The sequence below is a fragment of the Nocardiopsis sp. NPDC006832 genome (assembly GCF_040635885.1).
GTDB lineage: Bacteria > Actinomycetota > Actinomycetes > Streptosporangiales > Streptosporangiaceae > Nocardiopsis.
This window is the reverse complement of the sequence record NZ_JBEYLC010000002.1, coordinates 179,946-196,101: the sequence shown is the minus strand read 5'-3', so window position 1 is coordinate 196,101 and position 16,156 is coordinate 179,946. Positions and strand designations below refer to the sequence as shown.

The window sequence follows — 16,156 nt, the reverse complement described above, 5'->3', positions numbered from 1 at the left end:
GCGGATGCTCCGGGGTCGGGTCCGTTAGTGGCTCGGGCGTTCGTAGTGCAGGCGCCTGCTCACCCAGTAGACGTTGACGCAGGCGGCGACGAACCCGGCGCCCAGGAGCACCACCAACCAGGTCTCGTCGGTCCAGAGCATGGCGGCCGCCGTTCCCAGCAGCAACACCAGAGCCCCGAACACGGCCAGGATCAGCCGAAAACCCAGGGCACTGGCCGGGCGGTCGTGACTCCCGAGAGCGCCCCTCAGCCTTCCGCGTCTGGCGCGTTCCATGTGCGTCCACCTCCTCCCCACAGTCCTACCCCAGCGGCCCGAGACCTTAGCCCCGGGGGCGGCGACGGAGGGAGGCCAGAACCACCGCGCTCCAGGAACGAGAGCGAGAGTTTTCGGAGAATCCAAGCAGAAGCGGGCCGGGCACCTGGAACGGGCGGTGGCCGATGCCGGCGGCCCCGAGGAATTCGAGGCCGGTGTGGGACGTCTCCGTGACCGGGCACAGGCGTGGCGCCTGATGGAGATGCGTAAGCACCGAGGACTGAACCAGGCTCAGGTGGCGGAGCGGATGGGGATCTCCGTCGCCCGAATCTCGCAGATCGAGGCCGGAGACGTCTCCACCCGTGACGTACTCGACCGCTACGTCTCGGCGCTCGGTGGCACGTTGATGATCATCGCGGACTTCGGTGACGAGCAACTGAAGGTCGGCTGAGGCTCCGGGAACGACAAAAGGGGGCGCCCACCGGGACGCCCCCTCGATCAGGTCGAAGTGCTAAACGCCGTTCATCACGGCGGGAATGGCCGCCTCGTAGGAGGTGCGCAGGTCCGTCAGGGCGATCTCGACGACGCCTCCCGGGTGCGTCACCGTGAGGCTGTCACCGCCGACCGTGCCGATCTGGGTGACCGGGACGCCGTGTTCGCCGGCCAGGGCCACGAACTCCTCCTCTTGGCCGGGCTCGACCGCGACGATCGCGCGGGCGCCCGACTCGCTGAACAGCTCCGTGAAGGCGTCACCGTCCAGTTCCACGCGCAGACCCTTGCCGCCGCGCAGAGCCGACTCGGCCAGCGCGACGCCCAGGCCGCCGTCGGACAGATCGTGCGCGGCCACCGCCAGGCCACGTTCGGCCGTGGTGGCCAGGACCTCGCCCAGGGCGGCCTCGGCTGCCAGGTCCACCTTCGGGGGCAGGCCGCCCAGGTGTTCGTGCACCACGTCGGCCCAGGCCGAACCGCTGAACTCGGGACGGGTCTCGCCCAGCAGGAACACCCGTGAGCCCTCGGAGTCGAAGCCCGAGCGCAGGCGCCGGTTCACGTCGTCGATCACGCCGAGCACACCGATGACCGGGGTCGGGTTGATCGGCACCTCACCGGTCTGGTTGTAGAAGCTGACGTTGCCGCCGGTCACCGGGGTGCCGAGCTGTTGGCAGGCGTCGGCCAGGCCGCGGGTGGTCTCGGCGAACTGCCACATCACGCCGGGGTCCTCGGGTGAACCGAAGTTGAGGCAGTTGGTGACCGCGAGCGGCCGCGCGCCGGTGACGGCGACGTTGCGGTACGCCTCGGCGTAGGCCAGTCGGGTGCCCGCGTACGGGTCCAGCCGGGTGAACCGGCCGTGGCCGTCGGTGGCCAGGGCCACCCCGCGGTCGGAGTCGTCGGAGATCCGGATCATCCCGGAGTCGTGCGGGGTCGACACCACCGTGTCACCGCGCACGTAGCTGTCGTACTGCTGGGTGATCCATGTGGGGTCGCCCACGCCGGGGGCGCCCAACACCCGCAGGAGCTGTCCGCGCAGCTCCGCGTCACTCTGCGGTCGCGGCAGCTTCGCGGCGTCGTTGGCCTGCAGCGCGTCCTGGGACTCCGGGCGCGCGTACGGGCGCTGGTAGACGGGGCCCTCGTCGGAGGCGGTCCGGGGCGGCATGTCCACGATGGTCTCGCCGTGCCAGGTCATCAGCAGACGGCCGCCGCGCTCGGCCTCCTCGGGCGTCACGTCGGTGACCTCGCCGATCTCGTCGGCGAGGACGCCCCACTTGTCGCAGATCGCGAGGAAGTCGGCCATCTTGGCCGGCTCGACGATCGCCATCATGCGTTCCTGCGACTCGCTCATGAGGATCTCCTCAGGGGTGAGTCGGTGGTCGCGCAGCGGGACCTTGTCGAGTTGGACGTTCATGCCACCGGTGCCACCCGCCGCCAGTTCGGTGGTGGCGCAGGAGATCCCGGCCGCGCCGAGGTCCTGGATGCCGACCACCATGTCCTTGGCGTACAGCTCCAGGCTGCACTCGATGAGCAGCTTCTCCATGAACGGGTCACCGACCTGGACGCTGGGCCGCTTGGTGTGCGACTCCTCGTCGAAGTTGGCGCTGGCCAGTACGGAGGCGCCGCCGATGCCGTCCGGGCCGGTGCTGGAACCGAACAGCACCACCTTGTTGCCCGGGCCCGGAGCCTGCGCCAGCTTGATGTCCTCGTGCCGCATCACACCCACGCACAGGGCGTTGACCAGCGGGTTCCCGAGGTAACCGGCTCCGAAGCCGATCTCGCCGCCGATGTTGGGCAGACCCAGGCAGTTGCCGTAGAAGGAGATGCCGGAGACCACCCCGGGAAGCACCCGCTTGGTGTCGTCCGCGTCGAGCGGCCCGAAACGCAGCGCGTCCATCACGGCGACGGGACGGGCGCCCATGGTGAGGATGTCGCGGACGATGCCGCCCACGCCGGTGGCCGCGCCTTGATGGGGCTCGACGAAGGACGGGCTGTTGTGCGACTCGATCTTGAAGGTGACGGCTCGTCCGTCACCGACGTCCACCACACCCGCGTTCTCGCCCATGCCCACGAGCAGGGCGTCGTTGTCGGGAGCCTTCTCCCCGAACTGGCTCAGGTGCACCTTGGAGGACTTGTAGGAGCAGTGCTCGCTCCACATCACCGAGTAGATCGCCAGCTCGGAGGCGGTGGGTCGGCGGCCCAGGATCTCGCGGACCCGCTCGTATTCGTCCTTGGCCATACCCAGTTCGGCGTACGGCTGAGGGGTGTCCGGGGTGTCGTTCGCCGCGATGACGGTGTCGAGGCCGGGTACTTCAGACATGCGGTTGTTCCGTTCGGGTGTCGCGGAGTTGCGCGGGTGGTTCAGGCCGAGCCTTGGCAGTGTCCGCCGCCCGGCACCGGATCAGTAGGCGGGCATGCCCGCGTTGCCCAGCATGATGACCGGGATGGAATCACCCGGCGAGGAGGAGTCGGCCACCAGGACGTCGCCGTCGGTGAGGACGGATTCGGTGAGCTCGATGTCGTCGGGGGAGTCGGCCTCGGGCGGCAGCTCCTGGTTCCAACCGTTGGCGAGCAGGTGCTCGTACACCGTTCCGATCGCCTCGTCGGTGTCCATGTCGAGTTCCTCACCGTCCTCACCGGCGACGAGGATCAGCCGGAAGCAGATGCTCCCGTTGCAGTGGGCCTCGTCCTGGTCCACGTAGGTGAACCCGGAGGGTGGGCTGCCCAGGGCGTCGACGTCGGGCGGTGGCTCCTGCTGTTGCCCGTCCGGCGTCCCTTGTTGCCCCTGTTCTCCCTGGCCCTGTTGTCCTTGGGCCACGGGGGCGGCGTTGAACGACTGGAACAGGCCGATGGCCCCGGAGATCACCAGGCCGACCACGACCAGCCCTACCAGTACGAACATGGTCTTCCGGGAGCGCAGCAGCGCCATCATCGCGAGGATCGTCCCCCTGTCGGGTGCATGGGGCCGGTGGACCGGCCCGGGTCGGTCAGACCTGAGCCGGGGTTCCGGACGCCAGGTGGCTCAGGATCGAGGTGAAGAAGCCCAAACCCTCGGTGGAGGGGCCGGTGAGGGCCTCCACGGCGTGTTCGGGGTGCGGCATGAGGCCGACGACGTTGCCGTGCTCGTTGGTGACGCCGGCGATGTCGCGGCGCGAACCGTTGGGGTTGGCGTCCACGTAACGGGCGATGACCCGGCCCTCGGCCTCCAACCGGTCGAGGGTGGCCTCGTCGGCGACGTAGCTGCCCTCACCGCTCTTGAGGACGACGAGGATCTCCTGGCTCTCGTCGTAAGCGTTGGTCCAGGCGGTGCTCGTGTTCTCCATCCGCAGGACCTGGTCGCGGTTGACGAACCGCAGCGAGGAGTTGCGGGTGAGCGCGCCGGGCAGCAGGTGGCTCTCGCACAGGATCTGGAAGCCGTTGCAGATGCCCAGGACCGGAAGGGCGCCCGAACGCGCCGCCGGGACCAGTTCGGACATCAGCGGGGCGAACCGGGCGATGGCGCCGCAGCGCAGGTAGTCGCCATAGGAGAAGCCGCCGGGCAGGACGACGGCGTCGACACCTTTGAGGTCGGCGTCGGCGTGCCACAGCGGGACGGGTTCGGCGCCGGCCAGGGACACGGCGCGAGCGGCGTCCTTGTCGTCAAGGGAGCCGGGGAAGGTGACGACGCCCACACGGGCTGTCATGAGCACACTCCGAGATCGTGGTTCGACGGGGAGAAGTTCGGTGCCCGACCCCGCCACGAGGACGGTGGGTCCGCTACCCCCGCAGCGTACCCGCTCACCTGTGCTCGGGTACGACGGTCACCCCGTTAGGGAAGGTCCGACCTGTGTGATCCTCCGAAGGAAACCCCGTCTGGAGGGGGCGCGGGTGTGCGACCGGACAGTTCTCGTGGCGTGCGTCACGTCTCGCCTTTTCCGTCGTGATCTTGCTACCAGAAGCGAAAAAGGCCTCTTTCTCGCCCCTGGTAGCAAGATCACCAGGGGAGGGCCCGGCTGTTAGAGCAGGGCGAAGCGGGCGTGTGGGTTCTCTCCCGTGTGCTCCGGGTCGCACGACGTGGCCCGTTTGCGCAGGATGACGGTGGTACGGGGCTCCCCACGGAAGTCGACCTCGTCCATGAGGTACCGCATCAACGAGATGCCCCTGCCCGATTCCGTTTCCAGACCCGGGAGGGGCGTGTGCGGTGAGGTGAACCTGTCGGCGAGCGCCGCCATGTCCGGCGCCCTGCCGCTATGGGAGACCCGCATCTCGTACCAGCCGGGGGCGAACTCGGTCTCCACCTCGTAACCGGCGTTCGGCCCGCCGTGCTCGATGGCGTTGGCACAGGCCTCCGAGACGGACAGCAAGATGTCGTCGACGCATTCCTGGCACAGTCCCGACCTGCTGAGAAGTGCGCCGAGCATGTCGCGGACTATGGCGACGGTGTACGTCCTTCGTGGGAGGGAGATCGAGAATACGGTGTCCATCCGTGAACCCCTCGTGCTCCGTGTCGTTGGCTACCCGGCGTCAGGAACCCTTCCCGAGGTCGCTCCGGGTAAAACGAACAGCCGCGCCCTCGGGGGGCACGGCTGAACAAGTCGGACACTTCCGGCGCGTGGGTTCGGGGTATGCGGCGCGGAGTGTGCGGGGAGGGTCAGGCGGGACGGACCTCGAAGTCCTCGATGACGGTGTTGGCGAGCAGGGTCTCGGCCAGGCGACGGACGTCGGCGAGCTTGGCCTCGTCCACCTCGCCCTCGACCTCGACCTCGAAGCGCTTGCCCTGGCGGACCTGGTCGATCCCCTCGAAACCGAGGCGGGAGCAGGCCCCGGCGATCGCCTGACCCTGGGGGTCCAGGATCTCGGGCTTGAGCATGACGTCAACCACGACGCGGGCCACAGGTCCTCCACAGGAAAACTGGAAAAAGGGGTATGCCATCGGTCCACCGTGCGAAGGGCGCGGGACGCACCTGGTGGCGACGCCAGCGTATGACACCCGGTGGTGAACACCGGCCTCGGCCAGGCGCCACGCCGGCTGTTTACCGCATGCTTACCGGTACCGGATACGGATTCGGTGGGTTCGTGACCCGTATCACGTGGATTGATGTCATCATTGGGAAGGTGATGCTGCGTCTAACAGAGTGGAAGTGATCGTTCCGGTCGTCCCGAGGGGGAATCTTGACGACTCTCGAAAAAGAACACGTCTCCACGAACGGTGAGGGCAAGGAAGAGACTCTCGACTTCGCCGCCGCGGTCACACCGTTCGCAGACCAGCTGTACCCGACGGCCCTGCGCATGACGCGCAATCCGGCCGACGCCGAAGACCTCGTTCAAGAAACGTTCGCCAAGGCCTTCGCCAATTTCCACCAGTTCCGGGCCGGTACCAACCTGAGGGCCTGGCTTTACCGAATTCTTACCAACACCTTCATCAACGGCTATCGCAAGAAGCAGCGGGAGCCCCGTCAGGAGACCACCGACGAGATCAAGGACTGGCAGCTCGCCGCCGCCGAGGCCCACACCTCGTCGGGCATGCGGTCGGCCGAGACCGAGGTCCTCGACCGTCTTCCGGACTCCGACATCAAGCAGGCGCTGGCTCGACTCCCGGAGGAGTTCCAGGAGGTCATCTACCTCGTGGACATCGAGGGCTACGCCTACAAGGAGGTCGCCGCGCGCATGGGAACACCCCTGGGCACGGTGATGTCGCGACTGCACCGCGCACGTCGCCAACTCCGCGAGATGCTCGCCGACTACGGCCGTGAGCGCGGCATGAAGGCGCCCACGCCCAAGGCTCGCGCGGCCACCGAATAACGGTGATGGGAAGGCCCCTGAACGGGGCCGTGCGCGGCCCGCAATTCCCACGGGCCAGAGCGTCCCCGCCCCGTGTCGGCGGTGGTGTGGGGACGATGGAGTTCACTCCGACCGGGTGGCCCCGTACGCACCTGGAGTAACTCGAAGTAACGCGAGGTAAGACGCCCGAGGAAGTGGCTCAGGTCGCATCATCGCTCTTCCCGGCCGTTCTTCTCGACCGCTCTTCCCGAAACCCCGGAAACGAGCGTTTTCGCGCACTCGTGAAACCGCGTTCCGGACGAATCCGCCGAAGCTCCCCACCGATTTATCACGGAGACCACACCGATGGTGACTCGCGGTCGGCATCGGTTCCGAACCCCTGCCCGGGAACCGGAAACGGCGTCGCCCGAACCCCCCGGCCGGGTTCGGGACGCCCCTCGACCCTGGTCTCACCCCCGGTTCTCCACCGTGGTGGCCGATTCCGGCTGCGCCGCGACAGCGGATGTGAGCGGTGGCCCGGTCCGTCGCGACCGCGTCCACACCACGGCCGTGATCACGGCGAGCAGCACACAAGGCACGAGCATGACCGGGGATCCGGTGCCCACCGACCGGTCCATGCCCTCGGTGAAGTCGGTGTGCGTGACGAGGGTGAGCAGGAAGGCGAGCGTGTTGTTGACCGCGTGGATGACCACCGCGAGCTCCAACCCACCCGTACGCCAGGTGATCAGGGCGAGGGTGGCGCCGAACGTGAGGTAGTAGAGGTTCAGCCACGGGTCGAACGCGAAGTGCGCCACCATGAACAGCAGGCTGGAGACCACCACGCCGAGCAGCAGCGCCGTACGCGGGCCGCGCCCCCAGCTCGCGGCGACCCGGAAGGCCAGTCCACGGAAGCCGTACTCCTCACCCGCCGACTGCAATGGGGTGAGCAGAACGACGAGGCCGAGCATGACGACCAGGTCGACGGTCGTCCACGAGGTCGTCGGGTAGGGCGTGAACACGGAGAAGGCGGTCAGGTAGACCGTCCAGATCGGCAGGATCACCAGCAGGGAACGGCCGAACACGTCGGGGCGGAACCGCGACAGGATCGAGTGCAGTGACGCGCCCTTCACCCCGTAGAGCCAACGCTGGATCAACATGCTCCACGGCAGGAGGACGGCCAGCCCGAGCATGCTCGTGGCGTGGGTCGCGGGGGTGAAGTCGGTGCCTCCGGTCAGGATGCTGTCGCGGCCGAGCGCCATGTCGATCGCGACTCCGAGGAACATGAACGCGAAGGCGAAGACGAGCAGGCCGCCCATGAGCAGCGTGAGCGCGGCGATGCCCCGCCAGATCCCGCGCTTCTCGCGGGTGAGGACCCGGTGGTAGGGGACTCCCGGCGGGACCGGCCGCGGACCGCGCCGCCGCTTGGTCGGTGCCTGCGGGGCGGGTGGTGCGGACACGCCCCCGGCGGTGGGGGCGTCCGTGTGCGGGGGAGGCGTGTGGGGTGCCGGTGGGGTGGATCCGGGCTGTTCGTCGTCGCGGTTCATGTCTTGAACCTAAGTCCGCGGGGTGCTCACTCGGCAGTCCCCGGAATCACCGGTTCCGACTGCGATCCGCGGAGACCGGCACATGACATCCGTCATTTACCGGTCTCCGCAGTGGGAGTCACTGGAGCTGTTGGATCTGGATGAGGTTGCCGCACGTGTCGTCCAGGACCGCGGTGGTGACCGGGCCCATCTCCAGGGGTTCCTGGGTGAAGCGCACGCCCAGTCTCCGCAGACGTTCGTACTCGGCACGGACGTCGTCGACCGCGAAGGCGGTGGCGGGGATGCCGTCTTGGACCAGGGCCTCCTTGTAGGGGCCCACCGCGGGGTGTCCGGAGGGTTCGAGGACCAGTTCGGTGCCCTCGGGGTCCTCCGGAGAGACCACGGTCAGCCACCGGTGCTCGTCCACGGGTTCGCCCAGCGGGATGTCGTGCTTCTTCACGAAGCCGAGCTTGTCGGTGTAGAAGTCCAGGGCCTTGACCTGACTGTCGACGAAGACGCTGTTCAGGTGGATCCTCATGGTGCGCCGTCCTTCGTGTCGGGTCGGAGCCACCGTTCGGTGATGTGTCGCAGTGGCTCCGGATCGATGTCGTGGAACTTGTAACGCCCCTCCCGGCGACTCCTGACGAGTCCCGCGCCTTCCAGTACCGCCAGGTGCTGGGAGACGGCCTGTCGGGACATGCCGAGCTCGTGCTTCATGAGCAGTCGTCCGCAGAGCTCGAACAGGGTCTGTCCGGACCTTTCGGTGAGCTCGTCGAGGATCGTCCGCCGGGTGGGGTCGGCCAAGGCCTTGAAGATGTCATCGGCCATGCGGCCACTATAGGCAAGTAAGTACTTGCCTACCAACCTGTGACCTGCCCCTTCTCGGTAAAGATCCAGTGCCCCCGAGAACCTTCATGCGCGACCCCCATGAGGCCGTTTCCCGGTTTCCGCTGATGACGGGGATGAGAGGTCGCCAGGTCGTCCGTCGCCGGCCGAGGTGAAGGCGCCTTGACGCCGGGAGTCTTCCAACCCCTACGCACACCTGAGTTCGGCCACGCCGGGCGAAGGTCCGGACGACCGCCATCACACGTGAGCGGCTTGGGTGGGTCGGGCACGCGTCATCCTCACCTGGAACCCGGCCGATTCACCCCGCGCTCCCTTGGCCGGACCCGGGGACGGCCGGGTGTGGGCGGGTGGGCGACCGGGTAGCCGGGATGGCACCGGTTCGGGCCGACCCGAACCGCGTCTCGACGAGAAGGGGTGGTCACCCGTGCCGTCCAGGGACCCGATCGCCGAACCGTGGGGCACACGGACCCCCTACGGCCAGGGAGAGCAGTGGCCCGTGCGGGTCGACCGGCACCTCGCCGAGGGGGTGGATCCCGATGACGTGGACCGCTGGGTGCGAACCGCGTCGATCCTGCACTCCAACGGCGACGCGATGGACATCGCGGTCAAGGACGGCCGGATGGTGGGGGTGCGCGGGCACGGTGAGGACCGGGTCAACCGTGGGCGCCTGGACCCCAAGGACCTCTACGGCTGGCGGTCCGGCCACTCACCCGACCGACTGACGCGACCCCTCGTACGCCGCGACGGCGAACTGGTCGAGACCGACTGGGACACCGCGATGGACCTGGTGGTCCGGCGCAGCGGGGAGCTGCTCGACGAGCAGGGCGCCAGTGCCCTGGGGTTCTACACCAGTGGACAACTGTTCCTGGAGGAGTACTACACGCTCGCGGCCATCGGCCACGGTGCCATCGGCACCAACCACATGGACGGCAACACCCGCCTGTGCACGGCCACGGCCGCCGCCGCGCTGAAGGAGTCGTTCGGCTGTGACGGCCAACCCGGCTCCTACGGCGACATCGACCACGCCGACGTCATCGCCCTGTACGGCCACAACATGGCCGAGACCCAGGCGGTGCTGTGGTCCCGGATCCTGGACCGCCTGGCCGGACCGAACCCGCCCCTGCTGCTCTGCGTCGACCCCCGGCCCACACCGGTGGCCCGGGAGGCGACACTGCACCTGGCGCCGCGCCCGGGCACCAACGTCGCCCTGATGAACGCGATCCTGCACGAACTCATCCGTACCGACCGGGTCGACCACGCCTACGTCGAGGCGCACACCGTCGGCTACGAGGCCCTGCTGGAGACGACGGAGGCCTACCCGCCCGAGCGCGCCGCGCGGATCTGCGAGGTGCCCGCCGACCACATCCGCGAGGCCGCCGCGTTGTTGGGCGGGGCCGAACGCCTGCTCTCCACCGTGCTCCAGGGCTTCTACCAGTCGAACCAGGCCACGGCGGCGTCCGTGCAGGTCAACAACGTGCACCTGCTGCGGGGCATGCTGGGCCGACCCGGCGCGGGCGTGCTCCAGATGAACGGCCAACCGACCGCCGAGAACACCCGCGAGTGCGGCGCCGACGGCGACCTCACGGGCTTTCGCAACTGGAACAACGACCGGCACATCACCGACCTGGCCAAGGTCTGGAACCTGGACCCGATCCGGATCCCGCACTACGCCCCGCCCACGCACGCCATGCAGATCATGCGCTACGCGGAGAAGGGTTCCATCCGCTTCCTGTGGGTCAGCGCGACCAATCCGGCGGTGTCCCTGCCCGAACTGGGCCGGATTCGGGGACTGCTCGCGAGTAAGGGCCTGTTCCTGGTGGTTCAGGACCTCTTCATGACCGAGACGGCCGAGCTCGCCGACGTGGTGCTCCCCGCCGCGACCTGGGGAGAGAAGACGGGGACGTTCACCAACAGCGACCGCACCGTGCACCTGTCGGAGAAGGCCGTGGAACCACCGGGCGAGGCACGGCCGGACCTGAACGTCTTCCTCGACTACGCGCGACGCATGGACTTCCGCGACAACGACGGGCATCCCTTCCCACAGTGGCATGACCCCGAGTCCGCCTTCGAGGCGTGGAAGCGGGCGAGCGCGGGCCGCCCCTGCGACTACTCCGGGATCACCTACGACCACCTGCGCCGCACCGGCGGTGTCCAGTGGCCCTGTAACGAGGAACATCCGCGGGGCACCGAGCGGCTCTACGCGGACGGCCGGTTCTGGGCGAGCCCCGAGGAGTGCGAGAGCTTCGGCAAGGACCTCGTCACGGGGGCGCCCTCGGAGGAGGGGGAGTACCGCTCGACCAATCCCGAGGGCCTGGCGATGATCAAGGCCGTGGAGTACGTGCCCCCGCACGAGGAACCCGGCGAGGAGTACCCCTTCACGCTGATCACCGGCCGCACGATCTACCACTTCCACACGCGCACCAAGACGGGGCGCGCGCCCGAGCTCCAACGGGCGGCCCCAGAGGTGTGGGTGGAGATCGCCTCCGCCGACGCGCGGGAAGTGGGGATCGACGAGGGCGACCACGTCGAGGTCCGTTCGCCGCGTGGCCGAATCCACGCCCGCGCCAGGGTCAGCGGAATCCGTCCCGGGGTGCTGTTCGTCCCCTTCCACTACGGCTACTGGGACACCGACGCCTCCGAGGACGGTGACGACCGGGACCGGGCCGCCAACGAGATGACCGTCAACGACTGGGATCCGGTGTCCAAGCAGCCCCTGTTCAAGACCGCCGCCGCGAGCCTGAGGCCGCTGGGTCGGGGCGATGGGCGACCGTCTCCGGCGCCCACCACGACGGCGTCCGCGCCGGTCGACGCGCGGGTGCCGGCCACTCGGGGCGAGCCGGACACCGTGGAGGAGCCGACGGCGGAAGCCACCGAGGGGAGGACACGATGAGGATCGGAGCCGCCCTGCGGGAGCTTCACCGCTCGGAGAGCGCCCTGGCCACCGAGTTGTCACGGGTGTCCGAGCGGTATCCGAAGGAACAGGAGGTCCATCACGTGGCCGAGGACCTGGCGGCGTGGTCCCGTGACCACGTGCGCGTGATCGCCGAGGTGGCGCCCCGTTACCGTGTGGACCCCGCCGCCCTGGAAAGCCCCGAACCCTCGGAGGAGGGGCGGCCCGAGCTACCCGGGGAGGGCTCCGACAAGGAGATGGCGCTCTTGGCCGACCTGAGACGGCTGTACCGGATGAGCGGCGGGGTGGCGCTGGACTGGGACCTGCTCGGACAGGGCGCCCAGGCCGTCGCGGACCCCGACCTGCTCTCGGTCGCCGAGCGGTGCCGGCCTCGCTCGGTGCGTCAGATGCGCTGGGCGCGGGGGATGCTCAAGGCTCTCTCACCGCAGATCCTGGCGACCTGAGGAACGGGTTCCGGTGGCCTCGCCACGAGTGCCCGGCCCGTCGCGGTCGCGTGCTCGAAAAGTTGTTGGAAGTCCTTGTAGATGCTAGGAACCCCTGCTAATCGGCCTGGTCACGGATCCGGGAACATGGGTCGCGCCGCGTAAAAGGTGTCGCCGGGGGCTTGCGCACCCCATGGTGAGGTCTGTCACGATGTGGGCAGGACTGTCCATGACCCTCCCGACACCCTGGGAGCGCGCATGGACCGTTAAACGGTCGGCCAGCGTTCACCCACGCGAAGTCGGCCCCGAGAACCCGAGGAGCGACGTGTCGGAAACCGCCGCGCACGAGGAACCGGAGCTCATCCAGCTCCTGACCCCGGAAGGGGAGCTCAAGGAGCACCCCGACTACCCCCTGGACATCAGCGCGGAGGAGATCCGCGCCCTGTACCGTGACCTGGTCCTGGTCCGCCGGGTCGACAGTGAGGCCGTGTCCCTCCAGCGCCAAGGCGAGCTGGGCCTGTGGGCCTCGCTCCTGGGCCAGGAGGCCGCGCAGATCGGCTCCGGCCGTGCTCTGCGCCCCGAGGACATGGCCTTCCCCTCCTACCGCGAGCATGGCGTCGCCTGGTGCCGCGGCATCGAACCGAAGGAACTCCTCGGCATGTTCCGCGGGGTCACCAACGGAGGTTGGGACCCGCACGAGTACGGCCTGCACCTGTACACGATCGTCATCGGCAGCCAGGCCCTGCACGCCACCGGCTACGCCATGGGCGTCCAGCGCGACGGCGCCGTGGGCGAGGACGGCACCGCCGTCATCTCCTACTTCGGCGACGGGGCCACCAGCCAGGGCGACACCAACGAGGCGTTCAACTTCGCCTCGGTGAACAACGCCCCGGTCGTGTTCTTCTGCCAGAACAACCAGTGGGCCATCTCCGAGCCCCTGGAACGTCAGGCCCGCGTACCGATCTACAAGCGCGCCGCCGGCTTCGGCTTCCCGGGTGTGCGCGTGGACGGCAACGACGTCCTCGCCTGCCTGGCCGTGACCCGTGCCGCCCTGGACAACGCGCGCACCGGTCAGGGCCCCACCCTGATCGAGGCGTTCACCTACCGGATGGGCGCCCACACCACCAACGACGACCCCACCCGTTACCGGGACGCGGCCGAGCTCGACGAGTGGAAGGCCAAGGACCCGATCATGCGGGTCCGCAACCACCTCGAACTGTACGAGCTCGCGGACGAGGCGTTCTTCGCGAAGATCGACGAAGAGGCCGACAAGGTCGGAGAGATGGTGCGCACCCAGTGCCGCTCCATGGCCGACCCCGAGCCGCTGGAGATCTTCGACGAGGTCTACGCCGAGCCCAACGTCCACATCGACCGACAGCGGTCCGAGTTCGCCGACTACCTGGCCTCGTTCGAAGGCGCCGGCGCGGAAGGGGGCCGTTAGGCCATGGGAACCAACCTCACGATCGGTAAGGCCATCAACGCGGGGCTGCGCGCCTCGATGGAGCACGACCCCAAGGTCCTCGTCATGGGCGAGGACGTCGGTCGCCTGGGTGGCGTCTTCCGCGTCACCGACGGTCTGCACAAGGACTTCGGCGCCGACCGGGTCATCGACACCCCGCTGGCCGAGTCCGGCATCGTCGGCACCGCCATCGGTATGGCGATGCGCGGCTACCGCCCCGTGGTGGAGATCCAGTTCGACGGGTTCTTCTTCCCCGCCGCGAACCAGACCTTCACCCAGTTGGCGAAGATGCGTCGCCGTTCGGCGGGCAAGCTCAGCATGCCCGTCGTCATGCGCATCCCCTACGGCGGCGGCATCGGCGCGGTCGAGCACCACAGCGAGTCGCCCGAGGCGTACTTCCAGCACACCGCCGGTCTGCGAGTGGTCAGCGTCGCCAACCCGGAGGACGCCTACTGGATGATCCAGCAGGCCGTTCGATCCGACGACCCGGTGATCTTCCTGGAGCCCAAGCGGCGCTACTACGAGAAGGCCGAGGTCGACACCGGAGCCTCGATCGACGCGGTCACCCCGATGGGTGCGGCGCGCATCGCCCGCCCGGGTACCGACTGCACGCTGCTCGCCTACGGACCGATGGTCAAGACCGCGCTACAGGCGGCCGAGGCCGACGTCGACCACTCGATCGAGGTCATCGACGTGCGCTCGCTCGCACCGGTCGACTACGCCACCATCACCGAGTCCGTGAAGCGCACCGGCCGCCTGGTGGTCGCGCACGAGGCCACCCTCACCGGTGGCCCCGGGGCGGAGATCGCCGCGCGCGTCACCGAGGAGTGTTTCTACCACCTCGAATCGCCGGTCATCCGCGTGGCCGCGTTCGACACCCCCTATCCGCAGTCCAGGCTGGAGGAGCACTACCTGCCGGACCTGGACCGCGTCCTGGACGGGGTCGACCGGGCGTTCGCGTACTAGATCGGGGAAACCGCAAGACATGGCGATTCAGAAGAGCACGCCCGCGGTCGACGGCGTGAACGCGTTCAAACTGCCCGACGTCGGTGAGGGCCTGATCGAGGCCGAACTCCTCACCTGGTACGTCCAACCGGGCGACAAGGTCACCGACGGTCAGATGATCTGCGAGATCGAGACCGCCAAGGCCGTCGTCGAGCTGCCCTGCCCGTTCTCCGGGACGGTCAAGGAGTTGATGGCCGCCGAGGGTGAGACGGTCGAGGTCGGTTCGGTCATCATCACCGTGGACGACGGAACGGGCGGCACGCGTGCCTCCGGTTCCGCCGACAGTGGTGCCGATGGTGAGGCCGCCGAGGAGACCGAGGAGCGGGAGAAGCCCCTGGTGGGCTACGGCGAGAGGGCGGCTTCCACCCAGCGCCGCGCTCGTCGTCGTCCCACCCCCTCGGCCCCGGTGTCCGCACCGCCGCCCAAGTTGAGCGAGCCCGCTCCGGCGGGCACCCCCGGGGTGATGGCCGCTCCCGCCGGTCCGGCGCCCGCTTCGGGGCCGGTGGGCCGCCCGCTGGCCAAACCGCCGGTGCGCAAGCTCGCCAAGGACCTCGGGGTGGACCTGGCGGCGGTGACGCCCACCGGCAAGGGCGGCGTCGTCACCCGCGAGGACGTGCACGCCGCCGTCGAGACGCCCGAAGCCCCGGCCGCCCCGGCCGCCCCGGCCGCCGCGGTGTCCGCGGCGCCGGAGGCCACGCCCACGCCGGACCGCACCGCGCGTGAACGTCGGGTGCCGATCAAGGGCGTGCGCAAGCACACCGCCGCGGCCATGGTGAACAGCGCGTTCACCGCCCCGCACGTCACCGAGTTCCTTCAGGTGGACGTCACCAAGACGATGAAGGCCGTCGCCCGCTTGCGGGAACGTCCGGACTTCGCCGACGTCAAGGTGTCGCCGCTCTTGTTGGTGGCCAAGGCCCTGCTCATGGCCATCCGACGGCATCCGGACGTCAACGCGTCCTGGGACGAGGAGAGCCAGGAGATCGTGGTGAAGAACTACGTGAACCTGGGGATCGCGGCCGCCACCGAGCGCGGGCTGGTGGTGCCCAACGTCAAGGACGCCGACGCCAAGCCCCTTCCGGAACTGGCGGCGTCCTTGAAGGAGCTCACGGACACCGCGCGTGCGGGCAAGACCAGCCCGGCCGACATGTCCGGTGGCACGATCACCATCACCAACGTCGGTGTGTTCGGGGTGGACGCGGGGACACCGATCCTCAACCCGGGTGAGGCCGCCATCCTCGCCTTCGGCCAGATCCGCGACATGCCCTGGGTGCACAAGGGTGAGCTGAAGATCCGTAAGGTCACCACCCTGTCGCTCTCCTTCGACCACCGGTTGGTCGACGGTGAGCTGGGATCCAAGGTGCTGCGGGACATCGGCACCGTACTGGAGGACCCGGAGCGGACCGCCCTGGCCTGGGGCTAGATCCTGGAAGAGCGAGGGGCCGGCGCACCGTGGGTGCGCCGGCCCCTTCACGTTCGCCCGTCGAACACGTGGACGGGCCCGTCCCCCAAGGGG

16 protein-coding genes are annotated in these 16,156 nt (G+C 68.8%); 7 read left to right on the top strand and 9 right to left on the bottom strand.

Features of this window, described 5'->3' with window-relative positions:
* Window positions 1-24: 24 nt before the first annotated feature.
* Complete coding sequence (locus tag ABZ717_RS01870) at window positions 25-273, bottom strand: hypothetical protein (protein WP_358504000.1); 249 nt, start codon at window positions 271-273, stop codon at window positions 25-27.
* A gap of 157 nt (window positions 274-430) precedes the next feature.
* On the opposite strand from ABZ717_RS01870, the gene ABZ717_RS01865 reads away from it, so the two are divergent.
* Window positions 431-703, top strand: coding sequence for a helix-turn-helix transcriptional regulator (locus ABZ717_RS01865; protein WP_358503997.1), 273 nt, complete (start codon window positions 431-433; stop codon window positions 701-703).
* A 60-nt stretch (window positions 704-763) separates the two neighbouring features.
* Here the strand turns inward: ABZ717_RS01865 and purL are convergent, their stop codons facing one another.
* From purL to purS, 5 genes are all read right to left on the bottom strand, one after another.
* Window positions 764-3,058 carry a phosphoribosylformylglycinamidine synthase subunit PurL gene (purL, locus tag ABZ717_RS01860; RefSeq protein ID WP_358503994.1) on the bottom strand — a complete coding sequence of 765 codons (2,295 nt, stop codon included), beginning with the start codon at window positions 3,056-3,058 and terminating at the stop codon, window positions 764-766.
* 81 nt (window positions 3,059-3,139) lie between these two features.
* Window positions 3,140-3,670, bottom strand: a complete 531-nt coding sequence (locus tag ABZ717_RS01855; protein WP_358503991.1) for a hypothetical protein — start codon at window positions 3,668-3,670, stop codon at window positions 3,140-3,142.
* A 55-nt stretch (window positions 3,671-3,725) separates the two neighbouring features.
* On the bottom strand, window positions 3,726-4,421 hold the full coding sequence (gene purQ, locus ABZ717_RS01850) for a phosphoribosylformylglycinamidine synthase subunit PurQ (protein WP_358503988.1): 696 nt from the start codon (window positions 4,419-4,421) through the stop codon (window positions 3,726-3,728).
* 312 nt (window positions 4,422-4,733) lie between these two features.
* Window positions 4,734-5,201, bottom strand: coding sequence for an ATP-binding protein (locus ABZ717_RS01845; RefSeq protein WP_358503985.1), 468 nt, complete (start codon window positions 5,199-5,201; stop codon window positions 4,734-4,736).
* Between the two features lie 167 nt (window positions 5,202-5,368).
* The gene (purS, locus tag ABZ717_RS01840; RefSeq protein ID WP_067602247.1) at window positions 5,369-5,611 is read right to left on the bottom strand and encodes a phosphoribosylformylglycinamidine synthase subunit PurS; all 243 of its coding nucleotides are present in this window, start codon (window positions 5,609-5,611) and stop codon (window positions 5,369-5,371) included.
* A gap of 278 nt (window positions 5,612-5,889) precedes the next feature.
* Between purS and ABZ717_RS01835 the strand changes: the two genes are divergently transcribed.
* On the top strand, window positions 5,890-6,519 hold the full coding sequence (locus ABZ717_RS01835) for a sigma-70 family RNA polymerase sigma factor (protein WP_358503981.1): 630 nt from the start codon (window positions 5,890-5,892) through the stop codon (window positions 6,517-6,519).
* A 428-nt stretch (window positions 6,520-6,947) separates the two neighbouring features.
* Here the strand turns inward: ABZ717_RS01835 and ABZ717_RS01830 are convergent, their stop codons facing one another.
* The 3 genes from ABZ717_RS01830 to ABZ717_RS01820 form a co-directional block, all read right to left on the bottom strand.
* On the bottom strand, window positions 6,948-8,021 hold the full coding sequence (locus ABZ717_RS01830) for a type II CAAX endopeptidase family protein (RefSeq protein ID WP_358503978.1): 1,074 nt from the start codon (window positions 8,019-8,021) through the stop codon (window positions 6,948-6,950).
* A gap of 118 nt (window positions 8,022-8,139) precedes the next feature.
* Complete coding sequence (locus tag ABZ717_RS01825) at window positions 8,140-8,538, bottom strand: VOC family protein (protein WP_358503975.1); 399 nt, start codon at window positions 8,536-8,538, stop codon at window positions 8,140-8,142.
* Window positions 8,535-8,828 (bottom strand): metalloregulator ArsR/SmtB family transcription factor, encoded by a 294-nt coding sequence (locus tag ABZ717_RS01820; protein WP_358503972.1) that lies wholly within the window; start codon window positions 8,826-8,828, stop codon window positions 8,535-8,537. The genes ABZ717_RS01825 and ABZ717_RS01820 overlap by 4 nt, the downstream gene beginning before the upstream one ends.
* A gap of 442 nt (window positions 8,829-9,270) precedes the next feature.
* On the opposite strand from ABZ717_RS01820, the gene ABZ717_RS01815 reads away from it, so the two are divergent.
* The 5 genes from ABZ717_RS01815 (at window position 9,271) to ABZ717_RS01795 (ending at window position 16,063) form a co-directional block, all read left to right on the top strand.
* Window positions 9,271-11,736: a nitrate reductase gene (locus ABZ717_RS01815; protein WP_358503969.1), complete on the top strand. Its 2,466-nt coding sequence runs from the start codon at window positions 9,271-9,273 to the stop codon at window positions 11,734-11,736.
* Window positions 11,733-12,200, top strand: a complete 468-nt coding sequence (locus ABZ717_RS01810) for a hypothetical protein (RefSeq protein WP_358503966.1) — start codon at window positions 11,733-11,735, stop codon at window positions 12,198-12,200. The genes ABZ717_RS01815 and ABZ717_RS01810 overlap by 4 nt, the downstream gene beginning before the upstream one ends.
* A 304-nt stretch (window positions 12,201-12,504) precedes the next feature.
* Complete coding sequence (pdhA, locus tag ABZ717_RS01805; RefSeq protein WP_358503963.1) at window positions 12,505-13,620, top strand: pyruvate dehydrogenase (acetyl-transferring) E1 component subunit alpha; 1,116 nt, start codon at window positions 12,505-12,507, stop codon at window positions 13,618-13,620.
* Window positions 13,621-13,623: 3 nt separating this feature from the next.
* A complete protein-coding gene (locus ABZ717_RS01800) occupies window positions 13,624-14,604 on the top strand; it encodes an alpha-ketoacid dehydrogenase subunit beta (protein WP_358503960.1) in 981 nt (326 codons plus the stop codon).
* Between the two features lie 19 nt (window positions 14,605-14,623).
* Window positions 14,624-16,063 (top strand): dihydrolipoamide acetyltransferase family protein, encoded by a 1,440-nt coding sequence (locus ABZ717_RS01795; RefSeq protein ID WP_358503957.1) that lies wholly within the window; start codon window positions 14,624-14,626, stop codon window positions 16,061-16,063.
* The last annotated feature ends 93 nt before the right edge of the window (window positions 16,064-16,156 follow it).

Excerpts from the sequence above, each read along its gene's own strand:
- ABZ717_RS01870 (WP_358504000.1), bottom strand. The coding sequence starts at position 273 with ATGGAACGCGCCAGACGCGGAAGGCTGAGGGGCGCTCTCGGGAGTCAC.
- purL (WP_358503994.1), bottom strand. The coding sequence starts at position 3,058 with ATGTCTGAAGTACCCGGCCTCGACACCGTCATCGCGGCGAACGACACC.
- ABZ717_RS01855 (WP_358503991.1), bottom strand. The coding sequence starts at position 3,670 with ATGATGGCGCTGCTGCGCTCCCGGAAGACCATGTTCGTACTGGTAGGG.
- purQ (WP_358503988.1), bottom strand. The coding sequence starts at position 4,421 with ATGACAGCCCGTGTGGGCGTCGTCACCTTCCCCGGCTCCCTTGACGAC.
- ABZ717_RS01845 (WP_358503985.1), bottom strand. The coding sequence starts at position 5,201 with ATGGACACCGTATTCTCGATCTCCCTCCCACGAAGGACGTACACCGTC.
- ABZ717_RS01830 (WP_358503978.1), bottom strand. The coding sequence starts at position 8,021 with ATGAACCGCGACGACGAACAGCCCGGATCCACCCCACCGGCACCCCAC.
- ABZ717_RS01825 (WP_358503975.1), bottom strand. The coding sequence starts at position 8,538 with ATGAGGATCCACCTGAACAGCGTCTTCGTCGACAGTCAGGTCAAGGCC.
- ABZ717_RS01820 (WP_358503972.1), bottom strand. The coding sequence starts at position 8,828 with ATGGCCGATGACATCTTCAAGGCCTTGGCCGACCCCACCCGGCGGACG.
- ABZ717_RS01810 (WP_358503966.1), top strand. The coding sequence starts at position 11,733 with ATGAGGATCGGAGCCGCCCTGCGGGAGCTTCACCGCTCGGAGAGCGCC.
- ABZ717_RS01800 (WP_358503960.1), top strand. The coding sequence starts at position 13,624 with ATGGGAACCAACCTCACGATCGGTAAGGCCATCAACGCGGGGCTGCGC.
- ABZ717_RS01795 (WP_358503957.1), top strand. The coding sequence starts at position 14,624 with ATGGCGATTCAGAAGAGCACGCCCGCGGTCGACGGCGTGAACGCGTTC.